Consider the following 22,870-nt stretch of genomic DNA (forward strand, 5'->3'; position numbering starts at 1 on the left):
CGGCCCGCGCACTGGGCCCGCCGCCGTCTCTTTGGCATGATCGGGACCCCGGAAACCGAGACAGGCGCATGGACTTCGAGGGAGGTCGGCCCGGGTGATCCTCACGGTCACGCTGAACACCGCTCTCGACATCACCTATCGGGTGCGGTCGCTGCGAGCGCACACCACGCACCGCGTCTCCGAGGTCGTCGAGCGGCCCGGCGGCAAGGGCGTGAACGTGGCCCGGGTGCTGGCCGCCCTCGGGCACGAGGTGACGGTCACCGGGTACGCCGGCGGCGCCACCGGCGAGGTGGTACGCGAACGTCTGTCAGCCGTGCCCGGGGTGACGGACGCGCTGGTCTCCGTCGCGGGCGCGACCCGGCGCACCATAGCCGTCGCCGACGTACTCTCCGGCGACACCACCCAGCTGAACGAGCCGGGCCCGCAGATCGCACCGGCCGAGTGGGGCGCCTTCCTCGACCGGTACGAGGAACTGGTGGCCGGGGCCTCGGCGGTGGCGCTGTGCGGCAGTCTGCCGCCCGGGGTGCCGGTGGGGGCCTACGGCAACCTGATCCGCACCGCCCGGTCGGCCCACGTGCCGGTTCTGCTGGACACCAGCGGGGAACCGCTGCGCCGGGGGGTCGCCGCCCGCCCGGACATCATCAAGCCGAACAGCGACGAACTGGCCGAACTCACCGGCTCCCATGAGCCGTTGCGCGCCACGCAGGACGCCCGCCGACGCGGGGCCCACGCGGTCGTCGCCTCCCTCGGCGCCGACGGCCTGCTCGCGGTCACCCCCGAGGGCCGCTGGCGCGCCACCCCACCGGCCCGCGTCCACGGCAACCCGACCGGTGCGGGCGACTCGGCGGTGGCGGGCCTGCTGTCGGGCCTGGTGGAACACCTGCCGTGGCCGGACCGGCTGACCCGAGCGGTCGCACTGTCAGCGGCGACCGTCCGGACCACGGCCGCGGGCGAGTTCGACCGGTCGGCCTACGAGGAACTGCTGGACCGGGTGTCGGTGTCCGGGGAGTCCAGCGCGGCGTAGAGCCTGTCACGGACCCCGCGTCCCTGTGACCACGGCCTTGAACGGTGCCTCCTCCGTTCGGGCCCTGCCTCAGTGCTTGACTTGGCCCTTCTTGATCCAGAACTGGTCGATCAACGCATTGCACTTGTCGCCGGACTGACACGAGACGGAGATCGTGTTGGAGCCCTTGGCCAAGGTCGGCCAGATGTAGGTCGTGGTCCAGCCCTTGCTCAGGTCGCCGTCGGCGGTGTGCGTGTAGTTCTTCAGAGGCAGCTTCGTGCCGAACAGCTTGCCGTTGACGGTGACCGACATCTCCTGGTCCTCACCGACCACGCTGAAGTGCGCGAAGAGGGTGTAGGGCCCCTCCTCCGGGATGTTGTCGATCGACCACGTCATCGAGGCGCCTGCCTGATTCAGGCCCGTCACGTAGCCGCCGTCCGCGGACTGGGCGCCCTTCACGTCCGATGCCTTCGTCGCGCCGCCGACCAACTGGAGGGCGGTGGCGTCCGTCTTGGGCAGTTCGCCGTCCCCCGCCTTGCTCGCCGACGGGCTCGGGGAGTGTGCCTGGGACTGGGTCGGGTCCGTGCCGACCTGGTCGCCGGACTTGTCGTCGTCCGTGTTGCCGTTGATCATCGCGACGCCGATGCCGATGACGACCGCGGCGACCACCGCGATCGCGCCGATCAGCAGGCCCTTGGTGTTCGGGCCGCGCCGGCCGCCGCCGGCCGACGGCATGGACTGGCGGCCGGTCGGGGGGCCGCCGGGAAGGGTCTCGGGCGCCTGATAGTGGGCGTTCGGCTGGCCGTAGGCGCCCTGCTGGGGCACGCCCTGGCCGTACGCGGCCTGCGGCGGCTGGCCGTACGGCGCCTGCTGCTGGCCGTACGAGCGCTCGCCGACCGCGCGCACCCTGCTGACCGCGTTCGGGTAGCCGTAGCCACCGGCACCGGACGGCGGCTGGGCTCCTCTGGCCTGGCCGTCTGCGTACAGGTAGCCGAACGGGTCGTCGTCCTCGGGCGTGCTCGCGCCGTTGTTGCCGGGCGTCATCCCTTGGTACTCCTCAACAGGTGCGGGCGGATGCGGTACAGGTAGTGAAGGGCGAGCCTACCCGCTCTCTCTCGCCCAAACGGGTGACTCAGACCGCATCAGCTCGCTGACCTGCGGATCATCCGGCGCGTCGGTGCTGTTTGGGACGAGATCGTTTCTCTATGTACATCCGCTCGTCAGCGGACTTCAGCACTTCGTCCGCCGTCATGCCGCAGTGCGCCCACCCGATACCGAAGCTCGCGCCCACCCGCACGGCCCGGCCCTCGGCCCGGATCGGCTGGATGATCTCGTTGCGCAGCCGTACGGCGAGGTCCTGCGCGTCGGCCCGGCCGAGGCCGTCGGCGAGGATCACGAACTCGTCGCCGCCGAGGCGGGCCACCGTGTCGCCGTCGCGGACGCCGTTCGAGAGCCGTCGGGCGACCTCGATGAGGACCGCGTCGCCCGCGTTGTGCCCGAAGCGGTCGTTGATCGACTTGAAGCCGTCGAGGTCGCAGAAGAGGACCGCGAGGCCCTTGGTGCCGTCGTCGCGGCCGTCCTCGGGGGCGATGGTGTGCACATGGTGGTCGTACGCCTCGTAGGCCTCCGCGCCCGGCGCGAAGTCGAAGCCGTGGCCGGCGGGGGCGTCGAAGGCCGGGTGACCGTAGGCCGCGTCCAGGGAGGCCAGGGCGTCGGCGTGGGCGGGACGCTGGCAGAGCCGGGCCGACAGGCGCGAGCGCAGCTCGGCGGAGTTCGGCAGGCCGGTCAGCGAGTCGTGGGAGGCGCGGTGGGCGAGCTGAAGCTCACGCCGCTTGCGCTCCTCTATGTCCTCGACGTGGGTGAGCAGGAAGCGGGGGCCGTCGGCGGCGTCCGCGACGACCGAGTTGCGCAGCGACACCCACACGTACGTGCCGTCCCGGCGGCCGAGCCGCAGCTCCGCGCGGCCGCCCTCCGCCGACGTGCGCAGCAGGGTGCCGATGTCCTCGGGGTGGACGAGGTCGGAGAAGGAGTAGCGGCGCATCGCGGAGGCCGGCCTGCCCAGCAGGCGGCACAGGGCGTCGTTGGTGCGCAGTATGCGACCGTGCTGGTCGCCGCCCATCTCGGCGATGGCCATGCCGGAGGGGGCGTACTCGAAAGCCTGTCGGAAGGATTCCTCGCTGGCGCGCAGGGCCTGCTGCTCACGCTCCAGGCGGACCAGGGCGCGCTGCATGTTGGCGCGCAGGCGCGCGTTGCTGATCGCGATGGCGGCCTGGAAGGCGTACATCTGGAGGGCCTCGCGGCCCCAGGCTCCGGGGTGGCGGCCGTTGCGCGGCCGGTCGACGGATATGACGCCGAGCAGCTCGCCGGAGGAGCCGCCCTGCACGCCCGGGGTGTACATGGGCGCGAAGAGCCGGTCGGAGGGGTGCCACTCGTCCTCGAAGCGCGGCGCGGGCCCGTCGGTGTACCACTGCGGGACGTCGTCGTCGTCGAGGACCCAGCCCTCGGTGTGCGGTATGAAGACGAGGTCGCCCCAGCGCTCGCCCATGTTCAGCCGCCGGTCCCAGGACTCCCGGGAGCCGGCCCGGCCGGTGATCAGGGCCTCGGCGGCGGAGTTGCCGGAGAAGGCGGCGACCACGAGGTCGCCGTCGGGGCGTACGAGGTTGACGGCCGCCATCTCGTACCCGAGGGCGCCCACGACGCCGTCGGCGACGGTCTGCAGTGTGTCCGCCAGGCTGCGTGCCGTGTTCATGTCGGCCATGACCTGGTGCAGCTGTCGCAGGGACGCAAGGCGGACATACGGCTCCGACTCGGTCTCCATGCTCGCCCTCCCCCCGAGACCTCGCAGCGAATCAAGGGTTGTCTTCGGCGCTTCTCCCGCGTCTTTCGCGGCGGCTCATTTCGGTGCTCTTCGCGGCTTCCCGCCACTGAATCACAGCGCGCTGCCCACTCGGTACACAGGGTCAACAATTCCTGCCTCTTGTGACTCAAGTCACAGAAGAACGTGAACTATTGAGTGGAGTTTCTGAGTTTGCCCTGTGCGTTCACCAAGGACAAAGCGTGCATACGTGAGCACATGATGCACGCATGAATGCGCCTCTGGTCCTAGGACCCGGCTCCGGCGAAGGGCCGATGCGGCCCGCACCGGGCGGAGACTAGCGTTTCCGGCGTGCTGAAGACTCCCTCCTCCATCACCCCCCTGCCCACCGGGCATGCTGAGGGGGTGAGCAACGACGAGTTCCGGGCCGCGCTGTCCCGGCTGGCCGCCGGCGTGGTCCTGGTCACCGCGCAGGAGCCGCCGCTGGACCCGGACGACCCCGAGGCGCCGGGCGTGGAGGACGTCGGCATGACCGCCACCTCCTTCATGTCGGTCTCCCTCGACCCGCCGCTGGTGCTGGTCAGCCTGCGCGAGGGCGCCCGCATGGACGACCTGCTGGACGAGCAGCCGCTGTGGGCGGTGTCGGTCCTCGCCGAGAGCCAGCGGCACATCGCGGGCCGCTTCGCCATGAAGGGCCGGATCAGCGACCGGCTGCTCTTCGAGGACATCCCCTACATTCGCGGCGAGGTCACCGGCGCCCCGCTGGTCGGGGGGGCGCTGGCCACCCTGGAGTGCCGCACCGAGCAGCGGGTGAACGCCGGGGACCACACGCTGGTCATCGGCCGCGTCCTCAGCGCGCGCGTGCCCAGCACCGAGGGCGGACCGCTGCTCTATTTCCGCGGCAGGTACCGGCAGTTGGGCTGACCGGCCGATTCCGCGGCGGACACCGGCGCTCGCACCGACCGGCCGGATCCGCGGCGGACACCGGCGCTCGCACCGACCGGCCGGATCCGCGGCGGACACCGACGGTCGGGTCCAGCCGGGAGCCCTGCCTGCCGCCGCGGACCAGCGGGTTCACCCCCTCAGACCTCCTCGACGGTGAGGCCCGCCAGGCGGGACGGCTCGGAGATGATGTCGATGACCGAGATGCGGTCGGCGACGAAGGTGAAGGCCAGGACCCGCTCCGGGCGGCCGTCGGCGAACACGGCGAGGCCGGCCGCGCCGTCGACCAGCACCGGCCGCGCGACGCGCGCCAGATGGGCGAAGCTCGTGGCACCGGCGGCGACCCGTTCCGCACCGCTGTTCACACCGCTCTCACTGCGGGCCACCACGTCCGGGTCGAGCACCGCGAGCAGCCCGTCGAAGTCGCCGTCCCGGGCGGCGGCCAGGAAGGCGTCCACCACCTCCCGCCGGCGGGCGAGGTCGGCCTCCGGCGCCTCGACGCCCCGCACCCGGCGCCGGGCCCGGCTGGCGAGCTGCCGCGCCGCGGCCGGAGCGCGCCCGAGGATGCCCCCGATCTCCTCGAAAGGCACTCCGAACAGGTCGTGCAGCACGAACGCCAGCCGCTCGGCCGGCGAGAGCGTGTCGAGGACGACCAGGAGGGCAAGCCCCACGGAGTCGGCGAGCAGGGCGCTCTGCGCGGGGTCCGGCTCGGCGGACGGCGCGGGCTGCCAGCTGTCCAGGGGCTCCTCGCCCCGGGAGCGGCGGGAGCGGAGCATGTCGAGGCAGACCCGGCCGACGACGGTCGTCAGCCAGCCGCCGAGGTTCTCCACCTGCCGGGTGTCGGACCGGCTGAGCCGGAACCACGCCTCCTGTACGGCGTCCTCGGCCTCGGCGGCGGAGCCGAGCATCCGGTAGGCGACGGCCCGCAGATGCCCGCGGTACGCCTCGAACCGCTCGGCGAGAAAGTCGTTGTCGGTCATCGGGGATCCGGCCTCTCCGTCGTCGTCCGCGGTGCTCCCGCACCACACTGACGCCGCAGGGCCCACCGATGTGACACGGCGCTGACCCTAGGTCCAGTCCCGCCCGGAGCGGCCCCGCTTCCTGTCCGAGTGCTGTTTCTTCTCCCGCAGCCGGCGCTCGTTGATGCCGCGCGGGATGCGGGTCGGTCTGCGGGGCTTGGGCGGCGGCGCGGTGGCCTCCGCGAGGAGCGCGGCGAGGCGTACGGCGGCGGCCTCCCGGTTGCGCCACTGCGAGCGGTGCTCGGAGGCCCGTACGGACACCACCCCGTCGACGAGGCGGCCGGCCAGCCGGTGCAGCGCCCGCTCCTTCCACACCTGGGGCAGCGCCTCCGTGCGGGCGAGGTCGAAGCGCAGCTCGACCTGCGAGTCGCTGGTGTTGACGTGCTGTCCGCCGGGCCCGGACGACCTGGAGAAACGCCACATCAGCTCGGCCTCGGGAAGCGAGACGGAGCCACGGATGAAGTAAGGCCCGGACATGCATCCCATGTTCCCGGGTCGGCACGGTGCACGTCATCCGGATTTCCGATTCGGTAAAAAAGGTAAAGGCATCCGGAACCACCGGGACCCCCCTCGACGTTCAACCCGGTGACGGTAGCTTCGTCGGCACAGATACACAGATATCCAAGGGAAGGGACTCCCAACATGGCTGTAAGCCTGTCCAAGGGTGGCAACGTCTCGCTCACCAAGGAGGCTCCGGGCCTGACCGCCGTCACCGTGGGCCTCGGCTGGGACGTCCGCACCACCACCGGCACGGACTTCGACCTGGACGCCTCCGCCATCGCGGTGAACACGCAGGGCAAGGTCTACTCGGACGCCCACTTCGTGTTCTTCAACAACAAGCAGACCCCGGACAACTCGATCGTCCACACCGGTGACAACCGCACCGGCGAGGGCTCGGGCGACGACGAGGCGATCAACGTCAACCTGGCCGCGCTCCCGGCCGACATCGACAAGATCGTCTTCCCGGTCTCCATCTACGACGCCGAGAACCGCGGCCAGAACTTCGGCCAGGTCCGCAACGCCTACATCCGCATCGTCAACCAGGCCGGCGGCGCCGAGATCGCGCGCTACGACCTCTCCGAAGACGCGGCCACCGAGACGGCCATGGTCTTCGGCGAGCTGTACCGCAACGGCGCGGAGTGGAAGTTCCGCGCCGTGGGCCAGGGCTACGCCTCCGGCCTGGTGGGCATCGCCCAGGACTTCGGCGTGAACGTCTGACGGACGCCGTACCGGGGTTCGGCCGCCGTACGGCGGAAGCCTCTGGTTGTGGTGAGCGGCAGGCCACGGCCGGAGGCTCATGGCCCGAGGGTCACGACCCGGGGCTCAAGACCCGGGGCTCAAGGCCCGACGCTGAAGGCCCGAGGTGGGGCCGCGGCATCACCGCGGCCCGGGTTCCCGGTGCGCCCGGGCGACGCGTCGTCCTCAGGGGCGGTCCGGTTTGCGGTCCCCGTACAGCCAGTCCCTCCAGATCGCGGTGAAGTCCTCGTGCGGGGCCTTCTTCTCCACGTACGCGGTGAAGTCGGCGGTGCTCGCGTTGCCGTGCCGGTGGGTGGCGGCCCAGCCCTGGATGATGTCGTAGAACGTGTCGTCGCCGACCGTCTGCCGGATCTTCTGCAGGACCATCGCGCCGCGCTCGTATACGGGACTGTCGGAGATGTGGGCGGCGCTCGACGGCCTGGCGGGCGGGTAGGCCCAGATGGCCTCGTCGTCGCTGTCATAGAGGTCCATGAAGGTCTGCTGGGCGCTCTTGTCGCCGTAGTCCTCCTGGTACAGCCACCACGCGTAGGTGGCGAAGCCCTCGTTGAGCCACATGTCCCGCCAGGACCTCGGGGTGACCGAGTCGCCGTACCACTGGTGGGCGAGTTCGTGCACGAGCGTCTCGGTGTCGAGCTGGTCGCCGGGGAAAACGGGCCGGTTCTGGGTCTCCAGGGCGTATCCGGCGTCGCCCGGCCGGTCGACGATCGCGCCGGTGGAGGAGAAGGGGTACGGGCCGAAGTTGGTCTCCTCCCACTCGATGACCGCGGGCAGCTTCGCGAGCACCTTCTTGCTCGCCTTCGCCTGGCTGGGGTCGACGGCGACGAGGACCGGCAGCCCGTGCGGTCCGGTGGAGCGGACGAGGTCGTAATGGCCGATGGCGACCGTGGCGACGTAGCCGGCCATGGGCTGGGCGGTGTGCCAGTGGTAGGTCGTACGGCCGCCCTTGGTGGACCGGCCGGTCAACTCACCGTTGGAGACGGCCTGGAGGCCCTCGGGGACGGTGACGGTGAGGTCGTAGGCGGCCTTGTCGCCGGGGTGGTGGTTGCCCGGGAACCAGGCCATGGAGCCGACGGGTTCGCCGAGGCCGAGGGCACCGTCGGCGGTGGGCAGCCAGCCTTCCTCGGAGCCGTCGGGGTCGGTGAGGGTGCGCGGGACGCCGGAGTAGCGGACGGTCGTGCGGAAGGTCTCGCCCTCGCTCAGGTCGTCGTGCGGGCGGACGGTGAGTTCCTGGCCCGCGCGGTTGAAGCGGGCCTTCCTGCCCTCGACGGTGACCGAGTCGACGCGCAGCCCGGCGAGGTCGAGGTCGAAGGCGGACATGTCCTGGGTGGCCCGGGCGGTGATGACGGCGGTGCCGGTGAGACGGCGGGTGGCGGGGGTGTAGTCCAGGGTGAGGTCGTAGTGCCCGACGTCGTAGCCGCCGTTGCCGGCCTTCGGGAAGTACGGGTCGCGTACGCCGGAGCCGCCCGGGGTGCCGTGGACTCCGCCGTCGCATGCGGTGCCGGTGAGGGCGAGGGCGAGCAGGGCCGCGACAGCCGGTACACGGCGTACGGATCTGGACATGACAGTGATCTTATGTGCCGGGGCCGGCACCCGGGCGTGACACCATCTCTTCCGTGCTCGACATCGGCTACGCCCTCTCCAACCGGTTCCCGGACCCCCCGCAGACCGACTACCGCCGCGCGGACGTCCACGCGCTGCGGCACGACCTGTTCTGCGGTGACGTGTATCTCGCGGACACGAAGACGGACCGGGAGCTGTCCACAGCCTGGGGATGGGTACCGGTGCTGGACTTCGCGTGGGCGCTGTGCGACATCGTGGAGCGACTGGACCGGGACCCGATGGGCTCCCGCGCCGCCCGGCCGCAGCGGGCGGAGCTGGACTTCACCGAGTCCACCGACCGGATGCTCTTCGAGCGCCGCTTCGGCTGGGTGGACGTCACCGCCGACTGGGTGCCGGCCGAGGAGTCCCCCCTGTCCTTCTCCCACGCCGAACTGCGCCGCGAGGCCCGTGACTTCCTGCACGACCTCATCGCGGACCTCACCGACCTCCATGAGGACCTGGCGGAGAACCCGGCCCTGTGGACACTCCAGGCCCGCTTTCCGCGCGTGCCGTGACTCCGCGCGGCCCGCGACGGACGGTGCCGTAGGCCCGCGCCTCCGTCCGGGAGGGCGCCCCCGGCCCCCACAGTCGGGCCCGGCGGCCCCCGTCCCCGGCCCTCGTCCGCCGTCCGCCGTCCGCCGGACAGGCTCGCTCCCCTACTCCACCCGGATCCCCAGCTCCGCCGCCAGCGCGGGCGCCAGATCCAGCAGCTGTCCCGTACTGACCACCGCGCCGGACAGGCGGTCCAGGCCACGGGTGAGCTCCAGCGGCACGGCACCGCGCAGGTCCACGTCCTTCAGCGTCGCATTGCCGAAGTCGGCCCCCCTCAGGGCACAGTCCGCGAACTCCACCCGCTCCAGGCGCGCACCCGAGAAGTCCGGCTCGACCAGCACACAGGACTCGAAAACGACATCCTTCAGCCGGGCCTCACGGAGGTTCAGGTAGTCGATCTTGCCGCCCCGGATCACGACCCGCTCCAGCACGGCGCCGTGCAGCTGGGTACCGCCCAGCCGCGCGTCGACCAGCTCGACATCGCGGAACGTGGACTCCGCGAGCTGCGTGCCGACGCCCCGCAGCCCGGTCAGGACCGAGTCCAGGATCCGGGCCCGGCCCAGCGCCGTCTCGTCCACCGCGCAGCCCGTCAGCGCACAGTCCATGAACCGGGCGCCCACGCCGTCCTGCCCGGCCAGGTCCCGCTCCCGGAACTCCAGCCCGTCGTAGTCGCCGTCCGGCTCCAGCTCGTCCCCGGCCCACGCCTCCAGAGCCGGCAACCGCACCTCCGGCCGCCGCGCGCCCCGCACCGCCGCCCGGCCCCCGGGCCGGCTTCCCGTCGCTCGCCTCACCATGCGCCCATGCTGCACCCCGCCACTGACAATCCCGCCCTTGACCTCAAGTGCGCTTGAGGTCGGAGGCTGGGGCCACCGAGTGCCGGCCGGTCACGGGCCGGCACGCAGAGCCTCGATCACGGGGGATCCCATGCACGCCGTACGCCTGCACGCCTTCGGGCCCGCCGACCATCTGACCTACGAGGAGACCGACGACCCGGTACCGGGCCCCGGCCAGGTCCGCATCGCGGTCGCCGCCGCCGGAGTGCATCTGCTCGACGCGGCCCTGCGGGAAGGGAACCGGGGTCCGGCGCCCGAGCTGCCCGCCCTGCCGACCGTGCCCGGCCGGGAGGTCGCCGGTGTCGTGGACGCGCTCGGCGAGGGCGTGGACGGGATCTGGCTCGGCAGAAGGGTCGTGGCCCACCTCGGCTTCGCACCCGGCGGGTACGCCGAACTCGCCGTCACCGAGGTCGAGCGGCTGCACGACATCCCGGACAACCTGGACCCCGCCGAGGCCGTCGCCATGATCGGCACGGGCCGTACGGCACTGGGCATCGCGCAGTTCGCCGAGCCCGGGCCGGACGACGTGGTGGTCGTACCGGCCGCCGCGGGCGGTATCGGCACCCTGCTCGTGCAGCACGCCAAGAACGCCGGCGCGGTCGTGATCGGGCTCGCCGGCGGTCCCGAGAAGACCGCCCGGGTCCGGGCGAACGGCGCCGACCTCGCCGTCGACTACACCGACCCCGACTGGCCCGCCAAGGTCCGCGCCCACCTGGGTGGCACGCCCGCCACGATCGTGTACGACGGCGTCGGCGGCCAGGTCGCCCGCGAGGCCGTCGCCCTGCTCGGCCCCGACGGCCGCCACCTGGTCTTCGGTTGGACGGCTGAGGGCATCGCACAGGGCCGGGGCCACTTCGTCGACGGCGTCTCGCAGTCGGTGCTCGGCCCGGCGATGCTCCAACGCGCCGGCGGCCTGCGTGCGCTGGAACTGCGCGCCCTCGCCGAGGCCGCCCACGGCCGGCTGCGCCCGGCCGTCACCCGCTTCCCGCTCGCCGAGGCCGCCGCCGCGCACCGCGCGCTGGAGCGGCGCGGCACCGTCGGGAAGGTCGTGCTGGAACCCTGAGGGGAGCGGGGTGCGGAGCCCGCAAGCGCAAGGCCGCCGCGTCCCGGCCGCCTGCCGCCACGCCGGGCCGGTGCCGCCACGACCGGCCAGCGCCGCCACGACCGGCCAGTACCGCCACGACCGGCCAGTACCGCCACGACCGGCCAGCGCCGCCACGACGGGCCGGTGCCGCCACGACGGGTCAGTGCCGCCCCGCCACCCGGTCCGCCAGCTTCGCCAGCCGCGAGGACTCCGCGCCCGGGTGCAGCCGCTCACGCTGGTCGGCCGTGCGGTAGGTGGCGTACATGCCCTGGACACCCAGCCAGCGGAAGGGCTCCGGCTCCCACTTGCGGACCTTGTGGTTCACCCAGGGCAGATCCGTCAGCTCGGTCCGGCCGCCCTGCCCGGAGTCCTGCTGCACCAGGTCACGCAGGGTACGGGCGGCCAGGTTGGCGGTGGCGACGCCCGAGCCGACGTAGCCGCCCGCCCAGCCGAGGCCCGTGGAGCGGTCCAGCGTGACGGTCGCGCACCAGTCGCGCGGGACGCCGAGGACACCGGACCAGGCGTGCTCGATCCGCACCCCCACCAGGGACGGGAAGAAGCGGGTCAGGATCTCGCGAAGCGCCTCGACGGTCGACGCCTGCGTCCGGCCGTCGTTGTCCGTGCGGGAACCGAAGCGGTACGGCACCCCGCGGCCGCCGAGCGCGATACGACCGTCGGCCGTGCGCTGGGCGTACATGTAGGCGTGCGCCATGTCGCCGAGGGTCTCGCGGCCCGCCCAGCCGATGCCCGCCCACTGCTCCTCGGTGAGCGGCTCGGTCGCGATCATCGAGGAGTTCATCGGCAGCCAGGTCCGCTTCTGGCCCTTGAGAGAGGCCGTGAAGCCCTCGGTGCAGCGCAGGACGTAAGGGGCGCGGACGGTGCCGTAGGGGGTGACCGCGTGCTTGGGGCGGATCTCCGTCACCGGCGTCGACTCGTGGATCGTGACGCCGAGCGCCTCCACGGCCGCCGCGAGCCCCTTGACCAGCTTCACCGGGTGCAGCCGGGCACCGTGCGGGGTCCAGGTGGAGCCGACCGCATCCGCGATCCGGACCCGCTCGGCGGTCTCCCGGGCGCCGTACAGCTCCCGGTCCTTCTCGCCGTACGCCAGCTCGTGCTCGTGGAACGCCTTCAGCCGCGCCAACTGCGCCGGGGTGGTGGCGACTTCCAGGACACCGCCCTGGTGCGCGTCGGCGTCGACACCCTCCGCCCGGGCGACCGCGATCACCTCGGCCACCGTGTCGTTCATCGCCTTCTGCAACCGCACGGCGGCCTCACGGCCGTGCAGCCGCGCGTACCGGTCGCGGCCCGCGATCCCGTTGTACAGCCAGCCGCCGTTGCGGCCTGAGGCGCCGTACCCGCAGAACTTCTGCTCCAGCACGGTGATCCGCAGGAAAGGCGCCGCCTTCTTCAGGTAGTACGCCGTCCACAGGCCCGTGTATCCGCCGCCGACGATGACGACATCGGCCGACGCGTCCCCGGACAGCGGCTCCCGCACCGCCGGAAGGCCGTCGTCCGCGTACCAGAACGAGATGCCACCGTTGACGACACTGCTAGACCAGCTGCTCATGGCCGGGACGTTAACCCCTGAGAGCGGCCAGTGTCTCCTTCGGATTCCATGCTTTTCCGCGCCCCCTGACCAGCGGACAGCAGGCCAGACCGAGCAGCACCGCGAGGAAATGACCGACGTCGGTGAAGCTCGGCCCGGCGGCGAGCGGCAGCACGCACACGGCCAGCACCGCCAACAGGTACGCGTACCGCCAGGGCGCGGCGATCCGGTACACGAGCACCGCGCTCACCCCGGCCAAGGCGTAGCTCACCCCGATGTCGAGCGTGTAGACCGCCGCCGGCGGAGCCATGCCCTGCCGGATCGCCGCCAGCAGCATGGCCTCGCTGATCAGCGAGGCCAGCACATGGGCGAGCGCGCACACCGCCAGCCAGCGGGCGGACCCCAGCCAGCGCTCGGCCGGTGCGTGGAACACCGTGTACAGGAAGGCGTACGGCACCCAGTGCCCGCTCTCGATCCACATCGCGCTCGTCACCAGGACCCGCACGGGGCTGCGCGACAGCTCATGGATGTTCGTCGACCGGTGCCGCAGGAAGTGCTCCTCGAACTCCGGCGGCATGTGGTGCAGCGCCACGGTCGTGACGAACAGGATCCCCAGCCACACATAGGTGCCGGGAGCACTGCGGACGTACGCCCACACCCCGTTCAGGCCCCGGTTGATTCCCATGAGCCGATTCACGCACGCCGGTGTCGTCCGGTTCGTGATTGACATCCCCGGCGGGCGTGGGACGCGGGGGACGGCCGCCCGACCGGGGAACGCCCATAGGGAACCGCCCGCCGACGGCCAAGAAAAAGCCCAGGTGGGAGGTGTCCCGCCTGGGCCGACAGAGCCCCCTGTCGGATTCGAACCGACGACCTTCGCTTTACAAGTTCGCTCGCTGGGTGAGGCCACCTCCCGGAACGGGCCCTCGCGGCTGCCCAGCACTCCAGCTGAGGCCGTAGTCGTCCGCCCTGGTCCGGCAGCGTTGATGTCAGCTGGTGATGTCAGCCGGACCTTCTGCCGACAGCGGCGGGTCTCGCAGGTCACTCAAGCGGCACAGGAGCGACGGGGAGCTGTTCCTTATAGAGCCACGTGAACGTTCGGTCCGGTTCGAGGTGGGCTTCTCCCCAGTGAATGGCATGGATGCCGCTCTCCGCATCGGCCGTGAAGAAGACACAGATCAGCTTGGTAGAAGCCCCCAGCTCCTCGAAGGCTTCGTGCAGCCCCAGGTGCTCCTCCGTCGCCAGCCCGTCATCGAGGTCGAACAGCGCCTCTGGCGGCTGAGGCCCGTGCGCCCGGAACAGTCGACGTCGGGTGGGCGACGCGTTCGAAGGCAACCGTGCACGATCAAGCGGCCTCGGCTTGTCTGCGTACCTGTAGGGGAAGAGTGCGTGATCGTTGATCACTGCGTACTCGTACCCTCGCACGTCGCGCACGGACTCCCCCAGCTCACGCGCCGTCTGCGCCAGGTACTCGCGCACCAGTCCTGCGAGGGCGACACCGTAGGGACTCCGCTTCTTCAACCCCACCGCAAGATGTGCGGCATGAGCCTTCGCGTGGGCGTTGGCCAGCTGCACCGGCACGGCAGCCGCGAGCGCGCCGGCATGCCGCCCGAACCTCTCGATCGTCCAGGCCGACGGCATTACTGGCTCGTCACTCGACACGGACATGCAGCGTCCCCCTCCGCCCGATCACCCCGCCTCTCAACTGTGTGACACGCGCCAAAACCGCACACAAGGGAGTGATTCAGCCAAAACGGCTGCTGGCCAGCGTCCGGTTGCTGTGAGCCCTAGCAGCCAGATGGATGAAACACTCCCTATATCGCCATGTGCGGAGATAAGCTGACCCGACGATCAAGGCTACTGAGACGGCTACGGGGTGGCTTGTGCGTAATATTGCAGACGTCGAAAACTTCGGAGCTGTCGACGCGGACGCCGACGAGCTACTACGGGAGTGCTTTCAGGATCATCCCGCTTACCTTGCCGCTAAGCAAAACAAGAGGTTCCTGATTCTGGGCAGAAAAGGGTCAGGTAAAACGGCAATTTTCAAGAGGATACTCACCGAACACTCTCCTTGCGAATTCTCCTACGGTCACTCATTCGACGACTACCCGTGGCATCATCACGACCTTCAGGCGCAGACTGGCGTCCCCGAGGAGCGCCGCTATTTCCATAGCTGGAAGTACCTAACTCTAATGGGATTGGCGAAGCTCCTCCTGAATTCCGACCAAAGCCAGCCCTGGAGCGACGAGTCCTTCGATTCCGTACAGGCGCTCGAAGACTTCGTCGTGGACTCTTACGGATCGCGCGATCCGGATGTGCGGCAACTCTTCAGCCCGGATAGGGAACTCCGGTTCAAGGGGACGTTCAAGCTTCCTTTCATTGATATAAGCGGGGAGCGAGTCAGAGTCAAGGAACTCCCCCCACATATTCAGGAGGTGAATCGCGCAATCCAGGAGCACATCCTCCGCGCACTAAATCCCGAAAACGCGTATTACATCTGCTTTGATCAACTCGACCTGGGTTTCGTCAAGTCGGACCCGGCCTACTCTCAGCGACTTATCGGCCTTATCCTTGCGGCTCGGGATCTGTTCTTGGCGGCCCGAGACCGGGGCAAGAAGCTGAACGTGGTGGTCTTCCTTCGCGATGACATCTACCAAGATCTTCAGTTCGAAGACAAGAACAAAATCACGGAAAACTTCTCTGAACTGGTTCAATGGCACGAAAGCATTGGCGGCCTGACCCTCAAGCGCCTGATGGAGAGTCGCTTCGGCCGCGTCCTGGGAGGGGACGGCAGCGAGGCGATCTCTTGGGAAATGGTTTTCGATGAGACGCGAGAGATGCCTAGCAGGCAGACCAAGTACAAACATATCTGCGACCGCACTTTTCTGCGACCTCGAGACATAATCAAATTCTGCAATGAAGTGTTGGCGCAGTATAAGCAACCAATTTTCGCCACTGGCGAGCAATTTGACAATCAAGTTGTCCACGAGGCCCGATCGGGCTACTCGGACTACCTCCTCAATGAGCTAGATGACGAGATAGCCAAACATGTACCTCAGTACAAGGAATACTTGGAGGTAGTCAAAGAGCTGGGCTCTCTTCAGTTCGCCTTAGAGGATTTCAGATCAACTTGGGCGCGACGCGCAAGCCTCTCAGACGTAGATCCAATCTTCGCCTTGGGACAGCTTTTTGAATTCTCGGTGGTTGGCTACTTGAAGCCGGGTGGCCGGGGTGGCGGGTCGGAATATGTGTGGCGCTACCGAGACCCACGGGCTCGCTTCAACGCGTCGTCGGAAGTATTCAGAGTTCACGCCGGGTTCAAAGAAGCGCTGGACCTAGTTCGTCAGTCCGTATAGCAGGCGAACGGATTAGGTCGGTGGAGCGGCTTTGGGCTGGAGCTGATTTGGCGCGAGTGATCATGGCCCCGTAAGCTTCCGGCGCGTCGGGCAGTCTGTGGACCTGCCCGGTAAAGCACGACGTTGGGGCCATGATCTTCGAGGCTCGCGCCAAATTGGCTGCCTAAAGCCGTGGAGCCGACCGGCCCCAGCCATAGAGGGTTTTCCTACCTCCGCCCGCATGCACGCAGCGCGCCGCCGGGCGGGGCCGCCGCTGGCGAAGACAGGGCGGCGGCCCCGCCGACAAGGCGGCGCGCGCCCGCGCCGTGCGCGGGCCTTGATGAGGTAGAGAAACCTGTAACAGCTCTCAAGCTGCGGTCATGTCCGGTCCCGGTAGATGCTTGACACTTCGGTCCCAGCTGATGGTTGACAGTGGCCGTGATCGGCTTTTCTGGTGCGCGTCGTTGCGGCGTGTGGCAGGAGGCCGGGATTGGCGCTGGTGGAGTTGTCGGTTGTCGAGCAGAGATACCGGGCTGTCCTGGCCGTATTGGCGGGTGCGACGGTGACCGAGGTCGCCGCCCAGCTCGGGGTGTCGCGGCAGACGGTCAGCGGGTGGAAGTCCCGGTATGCCGCCGCGGGCCTGGCGGGTCTGGCGGACCGGTCACGTAGGCCGGCGTCGTGTCCGCATCAGGCGTCCGCCGAGGTCGAGGCGGCCGTGTGCGAGTTGCGGCGCAAGCATCCTCGCTGGGGTCCGCGGCGGATCGCTCATGTGCTGGAGCGGTCCGGGACGGTGAGTCCGGCGCCGTCGCGGATGACGGTGTATCGGATCCTGGTCCGTCATGGGCTGGTGGAGCCGGGGGTGCGGCGTCGGAAGCGGTCGGATTACAAGCGCTGGCAGCGGGATCGGCCGATGCAGTTGTGGCAGATGGACATCGTCGGTGGTGTGATGCTGGTCGACCCGGTGACCGGGGAGTTGACCGAGGCCAAGGTCGTGACCGGGGTGGATGACCATTCCCGGTACTGCGTGATCGCGTCGGTGGTCGAGCGGGCGACCGGGAGGGCGGTGTGTGCCGCTTTCGCCCGGGCCTTGCAGGCGTTCGGGGTGCCGGAGGAGGTGCTGACCGACAACGGCAAGCAGTTCACCGACCGGTTCGGGCAGGGTGGTGAGGTGCTGTTTGACCGGATCTGCCGGGAGAACGGGATCGCGCACCGTCTCACCCAGCCGGCCTCGCCGACCACGACGGGCAAGGTCGAGCGGTTCCATCAGACGCTGCGGCGTGAACTCCTTGACGACTGCGGTGCATTCGAGAGCATCGGGGCGGCTCAGGCGGCACTGGATGCGTGGGTGGAGGAGTACAACTCCATGCGTCCGCATCAGGCGCTGGACATGCAGTCTCCGGGTGACCGGTTCACACCGGTTGCTGAGCAGGAGCGGGACGTACTGGGCCTGAAGATCCCCGGAGTGCTTGCGCTGGTGCCGCAGCAGCGGACACCTCCTGCGGAGCTGGATCGGGTTGAAGTGTCGCCCGAGCCGGCCAGCCTTCCTGAGCTGGTCCCGGCGACGGTTCCGGTGGAGCCCGGTGGGCCGGTGGAGTTCGAGCGGGTGGTGCCTGCGAGTGGGAATCTGCAGGTCGCGGGCAAGCAGTTCTGGCTGGGACCGGCCCGCTCAGGGCTGACGGTGACGTTCTGGGCCGACACGCAGGTGATCCATCTGCTGATCGCCGGGGCGCGGATCAAGACCGTGCGGTCGCACTTGTCGGTGGCGGATCTGGGACGGCTGGCGGTCCGGGGCGGACGTCCGGCGGGGCCGGCCCCGCTGCCTGCCAGCGACGGGGCGGCGTTCGAGGTGGACCGGGTGGTGAACAACAGCGGCCTGGTGGGCCTGGGCGGGCACCAGATGCTGGCGGCGGAGATCCTCGGAGGCCGCCGGGTGGGTATCCGTATCGACGAGGAGACGCTGTCGTTCTTCGATCCGTCCTCGCGGGAACTGCTGCGGGTGCGGACCAACCCGCTGACCGGTGAGGAAGTCCGCAGGCTGCGGGGCCTGCGTCCGGCCGGACCGCCGCCGCGTCCGGGCACCGAGCCCGTGCGGGTGCAGCGGCGGGTCAGCGCGGTCGGCACCGTCATGATCTGCCGCCAGGTCGTCTCCCTCGGCCGTCCGTACGCAGGGCAGACCGTGACCGTCCACGTGTCCGACACGACGATCAGCGTCGAGCTGGACGGCCAGATCCGGGTGGTCCGGCGCACGACCGACGTCCCGGTCCGTAACGTGAAAGCGAACAAGCCCCACGGGGCTCCCTACGTTGTCTAGGCCCACCGTCAAGCATCACCTGGGACCAGAACGTCAGGCATCAGCTGGGATCCGACATCAAGCTGCGGTCACAGGCAGGATCGCTCAGGCAGAGGGCTGGCCGGTAGCCAGGAGTCGACTGGTGAAGCCGTCGTGGCACAGTCGGTCGTATGCCTCGAGTACGTCGTCCGGCACGGGCTGGCCAATCATGAAGCCCTGCGCCGGGTAGATCAGCAGTCGCTGTAGCGCTCCTACAAGCATGTCGATGACCAACCGGGCGTCCCCGATGGAGTCGACGTACTCGTCCAGCGTCATCGGGCTGGAAGCGCTGACGACCTCGACTCCGGGCCACAGCTTGCGCGCAGTGGCGTAGGCCCGCCTCTCCTCGTACGGCTTGCTGATCAGCAGGACGGAGGACACGTCGACGCCGGCCTCTTCCAACAGTTCTCGGGAGAAGCGGATGTTCTCCCCCGTGTTCCGTGCACGCGGCTCCACAAGGACGGCTGAGTCGGGGACGCCAAGCTCAAGCGCGCGTTCTCGGTAGTGCACGGCTTCACCTCGGGGCATGCGGTCCCGCGTCGTGGGGCTGGTGGCTCCCGTGAACACAAGCAGTGGAGCCATGCCGCGCTTGTACAGGTCTACCGCGGTCTCGGCCACACCCAGGTCGTGACTGCCCAGGCCGATGGCGACTGAGCACGGCCGCAGGGTGTGGCCCATCTGGTGGTAGTCCCACAGGCGTCGAGTGTCGGCCCATGCCTGTGCAGAGATCATCACTGCCCCTTCTCCTTCGCCGAGTCGGGGACCTTGAAGTCGTACTCCCAGGCGAAGCGCGAAGCCGCGTGCACACCGATCGCGAACTCGACCACTGTGCCAGAGGCCGTGTAGGTCGTCCGATGCAACTCGACGACGGGTTCGCCCGGCGGGAGCTGCAGGAGCTTCACTTCATCGGGCGTGGGAGCTCTGGCGAACAGCTCTTCCTTCATGTGGTCGATCTCGTAGCCCGCGTCGTACAGCACCCGGAAGCCGCCGCCTCGGCCGGCCGGTCCGGGGGTCGGGTCCACCAGCCGTGTGCCTTCGACGTGCTCGGGCCGGTAGTAGCTGGTCATGGTATGGGTTGGCTGGTCACCTTCCTTCACCAGCCTCGCTCGCGCGTATACCTCGGCGCCTTCCGGGAGGCCGTGCGCAGCTGCTACCGCTGGTGGGGCTTCCACCAGGCTGACCGTCTGCGTCTGCTCGTTCCGGCGGTAGCTGCGGCCAGAGGCCACGCGGTCGGCGATGAACGCCACCTCGTCGCCGTCACGCCACTTGGCCTTGTCGTACCTGGCAATGCCGAGTCGCTTTAGCGGTACCCGCTCGCGTACGACGGTGCCGTGTCCGCGAGAGGACGTCACCAGGCCCTCGGCCTCAAGAGCCTTGTAGGCCTGGTGGACGGTGGACTTTGAGCCCTCGCCCTTTGCAACTAGCTCCCTGATCTGCGGGAGTTGCTTGCCCGGCGCGTAGTCACCCCGCTTGATCTGCTCAGCCAGCTTGTCCGCCAGCTCGCGCCACTTGGGCGTCATCGTCCGACTCCTCTCGACACACCAAGTCAAGCACAGTCCCAGGACTGTTGACAGTCCCAGGACTGCGTGCCAAAGTCTCCACAAGTCGCTCGCAGTCCTAGGACAGCGACGACTATGGGCCTTTTTCGTGCTGCCCACAGACCTCGACTCAAGGAGTGCTGCATGCCGTCTTTCAAGATCGACACGTCGACCGCTGTGGTGTTCGTGGCGACCGCGCCGACGCCGAAGCTGGCCAACGCCAAAACCGGTGAGCGGGCGATGGACCGGGAGACCGGTGCCGCCCTGTCGACGGTGGGCCTGCTGGTCTCGGACGAGGGGGAGGGCAACCTCTACCAGGTCACCGTCCCCGAGAACGGCTACCCGGAGGGCCTGGCGCCGGGCATGCCGGTGAAGGTGGTCGGCCTGAAGGCCCGGGACTGGGAAAACGAGTTCAACGGCCAGAAGCGGCACGGCATCTCGTTCCGCGCGGTCGCGATCACCCCGATGGCCTGACTATGACCGACGTGTCCACGGTCCTGGAGACCACTGGAGTCCTCGCAGGGGCCGGCGGTCTGGGCTACGCGAGGGTCCGCGCGCCGCGCGTGTACTGGTCGCTGGTCGGGCTGCCGGTCACCTGGGGCCGGTTCACCTTCACCTACCGCTCCACGATGGACGTGTGCGGGCTGACGGTGCAGCCGTCGCGCATGCGGGCCTTCCTCGCCCGGAACGTGGCCCGGCGTGAGGTGCTGCCGGTCCCGCCGAAGGTGCGCCGCGTCCGGGGCACCTCAACCGGGCTGCGGGTGACGCTGCGGCTTCCCGCCGGCCTGGAACCTGCCGACCTGATGGCCGCCTCGGAGCGGCTGCGGCATGCCTGGGGCGTGCACTCGGTGACCATCGCCGAAACCAAGCCGGGGTACGTCGAGCTGCGGATGACCGGCTATGACGTGCTGCGTCAGGTCCGGCTGCCGCGCGGGGCTCGCCCTGAGGGGCTGGCGGTGCCGGTGGCGCTGCGGGAGGACGGCACTGCGTTCGTCCGGGACTACCGCCAGGTGCCCATGGCGCTGACGCTCGGCGCGAACAGCTCGGGCAAGTCCGTCTATCAGCGCAACCTGATCAAGGGCTTGGCCCGGTTGCCGGTGGCGCTGGTCGGGATCGACTGCAAGCGCGGGGTCGAACACTCCGCCTACGCGCCTCGGCTGTCGGCCCTGGTCACCACCCCGGACGACTCGGCCTCTCTGCTGGATGTGCTGGTGGGGGAGATGGAGTCCCGCTTCGACCTGCTGAGCGCGCACGGCGTCTCGGACATGTGGGACCTGCCCGAGCGGTTACGGCCGGTGCCCGTCGTCGTCCTGGTCGACGAGGTGGCGGAACTGTTCCTGATCTCCTCGAAGAAGGATGAGGAGCGGCGGGAGCGGATCGTCACCGCGTTGATCCGGCTGGCGCAGATGGCCCGCGCGGTCGGCATCTACCTGGAGGTGTGCGGCCAGCGCTTCGGCTCCGAGCTGGGCAGGGGCGCGACCATGCTCCGCGCCCAGCTCACCGGCCGGGTGGTGCACCGGGTCAACGACAAGCAGACCGCCGAAATGGGCCTCGCCGACGTCGCTCCGGATGCCGTCGCGGCCGCCTCCCTGATCCCCGCCGAACGCCCCGGCACCGCTGTGGCGGCCGATACCTCCGGTGGCTGGGCGAAGATCCGCACCCCTCATACGTCCCGGGATGAGGCGAAGGCGGCGTGCCGGGACTTCGCCCACCTCGTCCCGGACCTGCCTGCCCTGGACCGGTTCCGGCCGCACGTGCCCGCCGACGCCCCGGAGACAGGTCCGTCGCTGGTCAAGCCGCTGCCGGTCACGGAGTAGGGGGATCGTCGTGAACCGCTCGCTGCGCCCTGATGCCGTCCTCATCCAAGCCGTGATCGCCGGTGCCCTGTCCTTCGCGCACCTGCATGACCTGGCTGCGGCGGCCGGGCAGTCCGGATGGAAGGCGTGGGCGTACCCGGTCTCGGTCGACCTGCTGCTGGTCGCCGCCTGGCGTCGGCTCCGCGCCGGCCGGGACCGCTCGTCCTGGACCTGGTTCGCCATCGCCCTGGCGGCCTCGCTCGGCGCCAACGTCGCCACCGCCGGACTGCTCAACCTGCACCAGGTGCCCGCCTGGCTGCGCATCCTCGTCGCCGGATGGCCCGCCCTCGCCTTCCTCGGAGGAACCCTCCTCGTCCACGCCCCCGCCCCGGCCGCCGTGGAACCGGAGCCGGACGAAGAACCGGCCGCCCCGGAAATCGAGGTGCACCGCGACACCCCCGAACCGGCGGTCCAAGCCCCGACCCCGGCTCCGGAACTGACCCCGGCGCCTGTGAAGCCTCCCGTCGCCCCGGCTGTTCCGCCGGCACTGCTCGACCACGCCCGCTCGATCGCCGACGCACACCGCAACAGCACGGGCGAGCAGATCACCGCCGACGCGCTCACCGCCCGGCTCGGCCTGCCCGCCTCAACCTGCCAAGCCATCGCCGCCCAACTCCAACTCGCCTGAGACCCAGGGAGGTCCACCCGTGCGCCCGAACCGCTTCTACGACGTGATCCGCATCGGGCCGGTCAAGGTCGGCACCTACAACAACGGCCGTGGCCAGACCCGCCACACCGCCGCCTGCACCGCCCCCGGCTGTGGCTTCTCTACCGAACACCGCGACCGCTCCGCCGCCGAACTCGCCGCCCGCACCCACCGCTGCACCGCCTGACAGGAGGAAGACCCCCGTGTTCACACCGAAGTACCCGCCCCCGGACACCGCCCCCGCTCCGACCACCACCCCGGCGCAGATGGTCGCTCAGGTCCCCGCGGTTCAGGCCCCGGCCCCGGCCGTCCCCGCGCCGGTCTCTCAGCGGCCGGCCGTCCAGCTCACCCCCGGCACCGTGCTGGCCCTCGTCGGCGGCGGCACCGCCGTGGTCCTGGTCGTCGGCGCCGTCCTCGTCTCGATGCTCCTGGCGGTCGCCATCACCGCTGTGTCGGTCGCCGTGACCGCCGTCGTGCTCCGCTTCCTCATCACCGACCTGCGGAAGGGACGCTGAA

Annotated in this window: 23 protein-coding genes; 12 read left to right on the forward strand and 11 right to left on the reverse strand. The window is 69.8% G+C overall.

Features of this window, described 5'->3' with window-relative positions:
- Positions 1-94: 94 nt before the first annotated feature.
- Positions 95-1,024 carry a 1-phosphofructokinase family hexose kinase gene (locus ACIGYR_RS31725; protein WP_399606007.1) on the forward strand — a complete coding sequence of 310 codons (930 nt, stop codon included), beginning with the start codon at positions 95-97 and terminating at the stop codon, positions 1,022-1,024.
- 69 nt (positions 1,025-1,093) lie between these two features.
- Here ACIGYR_RS31725 and ACIGYR_RS31730 read toward each other — a convergent pair whose 3' ends face one another.
- The gene (locus ACIGYR_RS31730) at positions 1,094-2,047 is read right to left on the reverse strand and encodes a carbohydrate-binding protein (protein WP_399606005.1); all 954 of its coding nucleotides are present in this window, start codon (positions 2,045-2,047) and stop codon (positions 1,094-1,096) included.
- Between the two features lie 118 nt (positions 2,048-2,165).
- Positions 2,166-3,821 (reverse strand): diguanylate cyclase CdgB, encoded by a 1,656-nt coding sequence (cdgB, locus tag ACIGYR_RS31735; RefSeq protein ID WP_391846547.1) that lies wholly within the window; start codon positions 3,819-3,821, stop codon positions 2,166-2,168.
- A 348-nt stretch (positions 3,822-4,169) separates the two neighbouring features.
- Between cdgB and ACIGYR_RS31740 the strand changes: the two genes are divergently transcribed.
- Entirely contained in the window at positions 4,170-4,742 is a 573-nt protein-coding gene (locus ACIGYR_RS31740) for a flavin reductase family protein (RefSeq protein WP_391846545.1), read from the forward strand.
- A gap of 158 nt (positions 4,743-4,900) precedes the next feature.
- Here the strand turns inward: ACIGYR_RS31740 and ACIGYR_RS31745 are convergent, their stop codons facing one another.
- A complete protein-coding gene (locus tag ACIGYR_RS31745) occupies positions 4,901-5,740 on the reverse strand; it encodes a sigma-70 family RNA polymerase sigma factor (RefSeq protein ID WP_399606001.1) in 840 nt (279 codons plus the stop codon).
- A gap of 87 nt (positions 5,741-5,827) precedes the next feature.
- On the reverse strand, positions 5,828-6,265 hold the full coding sequence (arfB, locus tag ACIGYR_RS31750; protein WP_391846541.1) for an alternative ribosome rescue aminoacyl-tRNA hydrolase ArfB: 438 nt from the start codon (positions 6,263-6,265) through the stop codon (positions 5,828-5,830).
- A 156-nt stretch (positions 6,266-6,421) separates the two neighbouring features.
- Between arfB and ACIGYR_RS31755 the strand changes: the two genes are divergently transcribed.
- The gene (locus tag ACIGYR_RS31755; protein ID WP_353598814.1) at positions 6,422-6,997 is read left to right on the forward strand and encodes a TerD family protein; all 576 of its coding nucleotides are present in this window, start codon (positions 6,422-6,424) and stop codon (positions 6,995-6,997) included.
- A gap of 204 nt (positions 6,998-7,201) precedes the next feature.
- Here the strand turns inward: ACIGYR_RS31755 and ACIGYR_RS31760 are convergent, their stop codons facing one another.
- Entirely contained in the window at positions 7,202-8,596 is a 1,395-nt protein-coding gene (locus tag ACIGYR_RS31760) for a M1 family metallopeptidase (RefSeq protein WP_399605997.1), read from the reverse strand.
- Between the two features lie 53 nt (positions 8,597-8,649).
- Between ACIGYR_RS31760 and ACIGYR_RS31765 the strand changes: the two genes are divergently transcribed.
- Positions 8,650-9,150, forward strand: a complete 501-nt coding sequence (locus ACIGYR_RS31765; protein ID WP_391846537.1) for a hypothetical protein — start codon at positions 8,650-8,652, stop codon at positions 9,148-9,150.
- Between the two features lie 141 nt (positions 9,151-9,291).
- On the opposite strand, the gene ACIGYR_RS31770 is transcribed toward ACIGYR_RS31765, so the two are convergent.
- Positions 9,292-9,981, reverse strand: a complete 690-nt coding sequence (locus ACIGYR_RS31770) for a pentapeptide repeat-containing protein (RefSeq protein WP_399605994.1) — start codon at positions 9,979-9,981, stop codon at positions 9,292-9,294.
- Positions 9,982-10,111: 130 nt separating this feature from the next.
- Between ACIGYR_RS31770 and ACIGYR_RS31775 the strand changes: the two genes are divergently transcribed.
- The gene (locus tag ACIGYR_RS31775; RefSeq protein WP_399605992.1) at positions 10,112-11,083 is read left to right on the forward strand and encodes a zinc-binding dehydrogenase; all 972 of its coding nucleotides are present in this window, start codon (positions 10,112-10,114) and stop codon (positions 11,081-11,083) included.
- A gap of 181 nt (positions 11,084-11,264) precedes the next feature.
- Here the strand turns inward: ACIGYR_RS31775 and ACIGYR_RS31780 are convergent, their stop codons facing one another.
- From ACIGYR_RS31780 to ACIGYR_RS31790, 3 genes are all read right to left on the reverse strand, one after another.
- A complete protein-coding gene (locus ACIGYR_RS31780) occupies positions 11,265-12,671 on the reverse strand; it encodes an NAD(P)/FAD-dependent oxidoreductase (protein WP_399605989.1) in 1,407 nt (468 codons plus the stop codon).
- Between the two features lie 10 nt (positions 12,672-12,681).
- Entirely contained in the window at positions 12,682-13,335 is a 654-nt protein-coding gene (locus ACIGYR_RS31785) for a rhomboid-like protein (protein ID WP_399605986.1), read from the reverse strand.
- Positions 13,336-13,691: 356 nt separating this feature from the next.
- Positions 13,692-14,318 (reverse strand): hypothetical protein, encoded by a 627-nt coding sequence (locus tag ACIGYR_RS31790; protein WP_399605983.1) that lies wholly within the window; start codon positions 14,316-14,318, stop codon positions 13,692-13,694.
- A gap of 215 nt (positions 14,319-14,533) precedes the next feature.
- On the opposite strand from ACIGYR_RS31790, the gene ACIGYR_RS31795 reads away from it, so the two are divergent.
- Both ACIGYR_RS31795 and ACIGYR_RS31800 read left to right on the forward strand, forming a co-directional pair.
- On the forward strand, positions 14,534-16,006 hold the full coding sequence (locus ACIGYR_RS31795; RefSeq protein WP_399605981.1) for a P-loop ATPase, Sll1717 family: 1,473 nt from the start codon (positions 14,534-14,536) through the stop codon (positions 16,004-16,006).
- A gap of 541 nt (positions 16,007-16,547) precedes the next feature.
- A complete protein-coding gene (locus tag ACIGYR_RS31800; protein WP_400014365.1) occupies positions 16,548-18,296 on the forward strand; it encodes an IS481 family transposase in 1,749 nt (582 codons plus the stop codon).
- Between the two features lie 84 nt (positions 18,297-18,380).
- Here ACIGYR_RS31800 and ACIGYR_RS31805 read toward each other — a convergent pair whose 3' ends face one another.
- Both ACIGYR_RS31805 and ACIGYR_RS31810 read right to left on the reverse strand, forming a co-directional pair.
- Entirely contained in the window at positions 18,381-19,046 is a 666-nt protein-coding gene (locus ACIGYR_RS31805; RefSeq protein ID WP_391846525.1) for a YdcF family protein, read from the reverse strand.
- Entirely contained in the window at positions 19,046-19,834 is a 789-nt protein-coding gene (locus tag ACIGYR_RS31810) for a GntR family transcriptional regulator (protein ID WP_399605975.1), read from the reverse strand. Before ACIGYR_RS31810 ends, ACIGYR_RS31805 begins: the two co-directional genes overlap by 1 nt.
- Before the next feature lie 162 nt (positions 19,835-19,996).
- On the opposite strand from ACIGYR_RS31810, the gene ACIGYR_RS31815 reads away from it, so the two are divergent.
- From ACIGYR_RS31815 to ACIGYR_RS31835, 5 genes are read left to right on the forward strand one after another with little or no spacing between them, the layout of a single operon-like run.
- Positions 19,997-20,326, forward strand: coding sequence for a hypothetical protein (locus ACIGYR_RS31815; protein ID WP_391846521.1), 330 nt, complete (start codon positions 19,997-19,999; stop codon positions 20,324-20,326).
- Between the two features lie 2 nt (positions 20,327-20,328).
- Positions 20,329-21,669: an FtsK/SpoIIIE domain-containing protein gene (locus tag ACIGYR_RS31820; protein WP_399605972.1), complete on the forward strand. Its 1,341-nt coding sequence runs from the start codon at positions 20,329-20,331 to the stop codon at positions 21,667-21,669.
- A gap of 10 nt (positions 21,670-21,679) precedes the next feature.
- Positions 21,680-22,336, forward strand: a complete 657-nt coding sequence (locus ACIGYR_RS31825; RefSeq protein ID WP_399605969.1) for a DUF2637 domain-containing protein — start codon at positions 21,680-21,682, stop codon at positions 22,334-22,336.
- Between the two features lie 19 nt (positions 22,337-22,355).
- On the forward strand, positions 22,356-22,541 hold the full coding sequence (locus ACIGYR_RS31830) for a mobile element transfer protein (protein ID WP_391846516.1): 186 nt from the start codon (positions 22,356-22,358) through the stop codon (positions 22,539-22,541).
- A gap of 16 nt (positions 22,542-22,557) precedes the next feature.
- Entirely contained in the window at positions 22,558-22,869 is a 312-nt protein-coding gene (locus tag ACIGYR_RS31835) for a SpdD protein (RefSeq protein WP_399605966.1), read from the forward strand.
- Position 22,870 lies beyond the last annotated feature (1 nt).

The sequence above is a fragment of the Streptomyces sp. NPDC053076 genome (assembly GCF_044546845.1).
Lineage (GTDB): Bacteria > Actinomycetota > Actinomycetes > Streptomycetales > Streptomycetaceae > Streptomyces.

Coding starts and splice junctions, on each gene's coding strand:
- ACIGYR_RS31810 (WP_399605975.1), bottom strand. CDS start 19,834: ATGACGCCCAAGTGGCGCGAGCTGGCGGACAAGCTGGCTGAGCAGATC.
- ACIGYR_RS31780 (WP_399605989.1), bottom strand. CDS start 12,671: ATGAGCAGCTGGTCTAGCAGTGTCGTCAACGGTGGCATCTCGTTCTGG.
- ACIGYR_RS31730 (WP_399606005.1), bottom strand. CDS start 2,047: ATGACGCCCGGCAACAACGGCGCGAGCACGCCCGAGGACGACGACCCG.
- cdgB (WP_391846547.1), bottom strand. CDS start 3,821: ATGGAGACCGAGTCGGAGCCGTATGTCCGCCTTGCGTCCCTGCGACAG.
- ACIGYR_RS31745 (WP_399606001.1), bottom strand. CDS start 5,740: ATGACCGACAACGACTTTCTCGCCGAGCGGTTCGAGGCGTACCGCGGG.
- ACIGYR_RS31760 (WP_399605997.1), bottom strand. CDS start 8,596: ATGTCCAGATCCGTACGCCGTGTACCGGCTGTCGCGGCCCTGCTCGCC.
- ACIGYR_RS31820 (WP_399605972.1), top strand. CDS start 20,329: ATGACCGACGTGTCCACGGTCCTGGAGACCACTGGAGTCCTCGCAGGG.
- ACIGYR_RS31815 (WP_391846521.1), top strand. CDS start 19,997: ATGCCGTCTTTCAAGATCGACACGTCGACCGCTGTGGTGTTCGTGGCG.
- ACIGYR_RS31770 (WP_399605994.1), bottom strand. CDS start 9,981: ATGGTGAGGCGAGCGACGGGAAGCCGGCCCGGGGGCCGGGCGGCGGTG.
- ACIGYR_RS31790 (WP_399605983.1), bottom strand. CDS start 14,318: ATGTCCGTGTCGAGTGACGAGCCAGTAATGCCGTCGGCCTGGACGATC.
- arfB (WP_391846541.1), bottom strand. CDS start 6,265: ATGGGATGCATGTCCGGGCCTTACTTCATCCGTGGCTCCGTCTCGCTT.
- ACIGYR_RS31805 (WP_391846525.1), bottom strand. CDS start 19,046: ATGATCTCTGCACAGGCATGGGCCGACACTCGACGCCTGTGGGACTAC.
- ACIGYR_RS31755 (WP_353598814.1), top strand. CDS start 6,422: ATGGCTGTAAGCCTGTCCAAGGGTGGCAACGTCTCGCTCACCAAGGAG.
- ACIGYR_RS31775 (WP_399605992.1), top strand. CDS start 10,112: ATGCACGCCGTACGCCTGCACGCCTTCGGGCCCGCCGACCATCTGACC.
- ACIGYR_RS31785 (WP_399605986.1), bottom strand. CDS start 13,335: ATGGGAATCAACCGGGGCCTGAACGGGGTGTGGGCGTACGTCCGCAGT.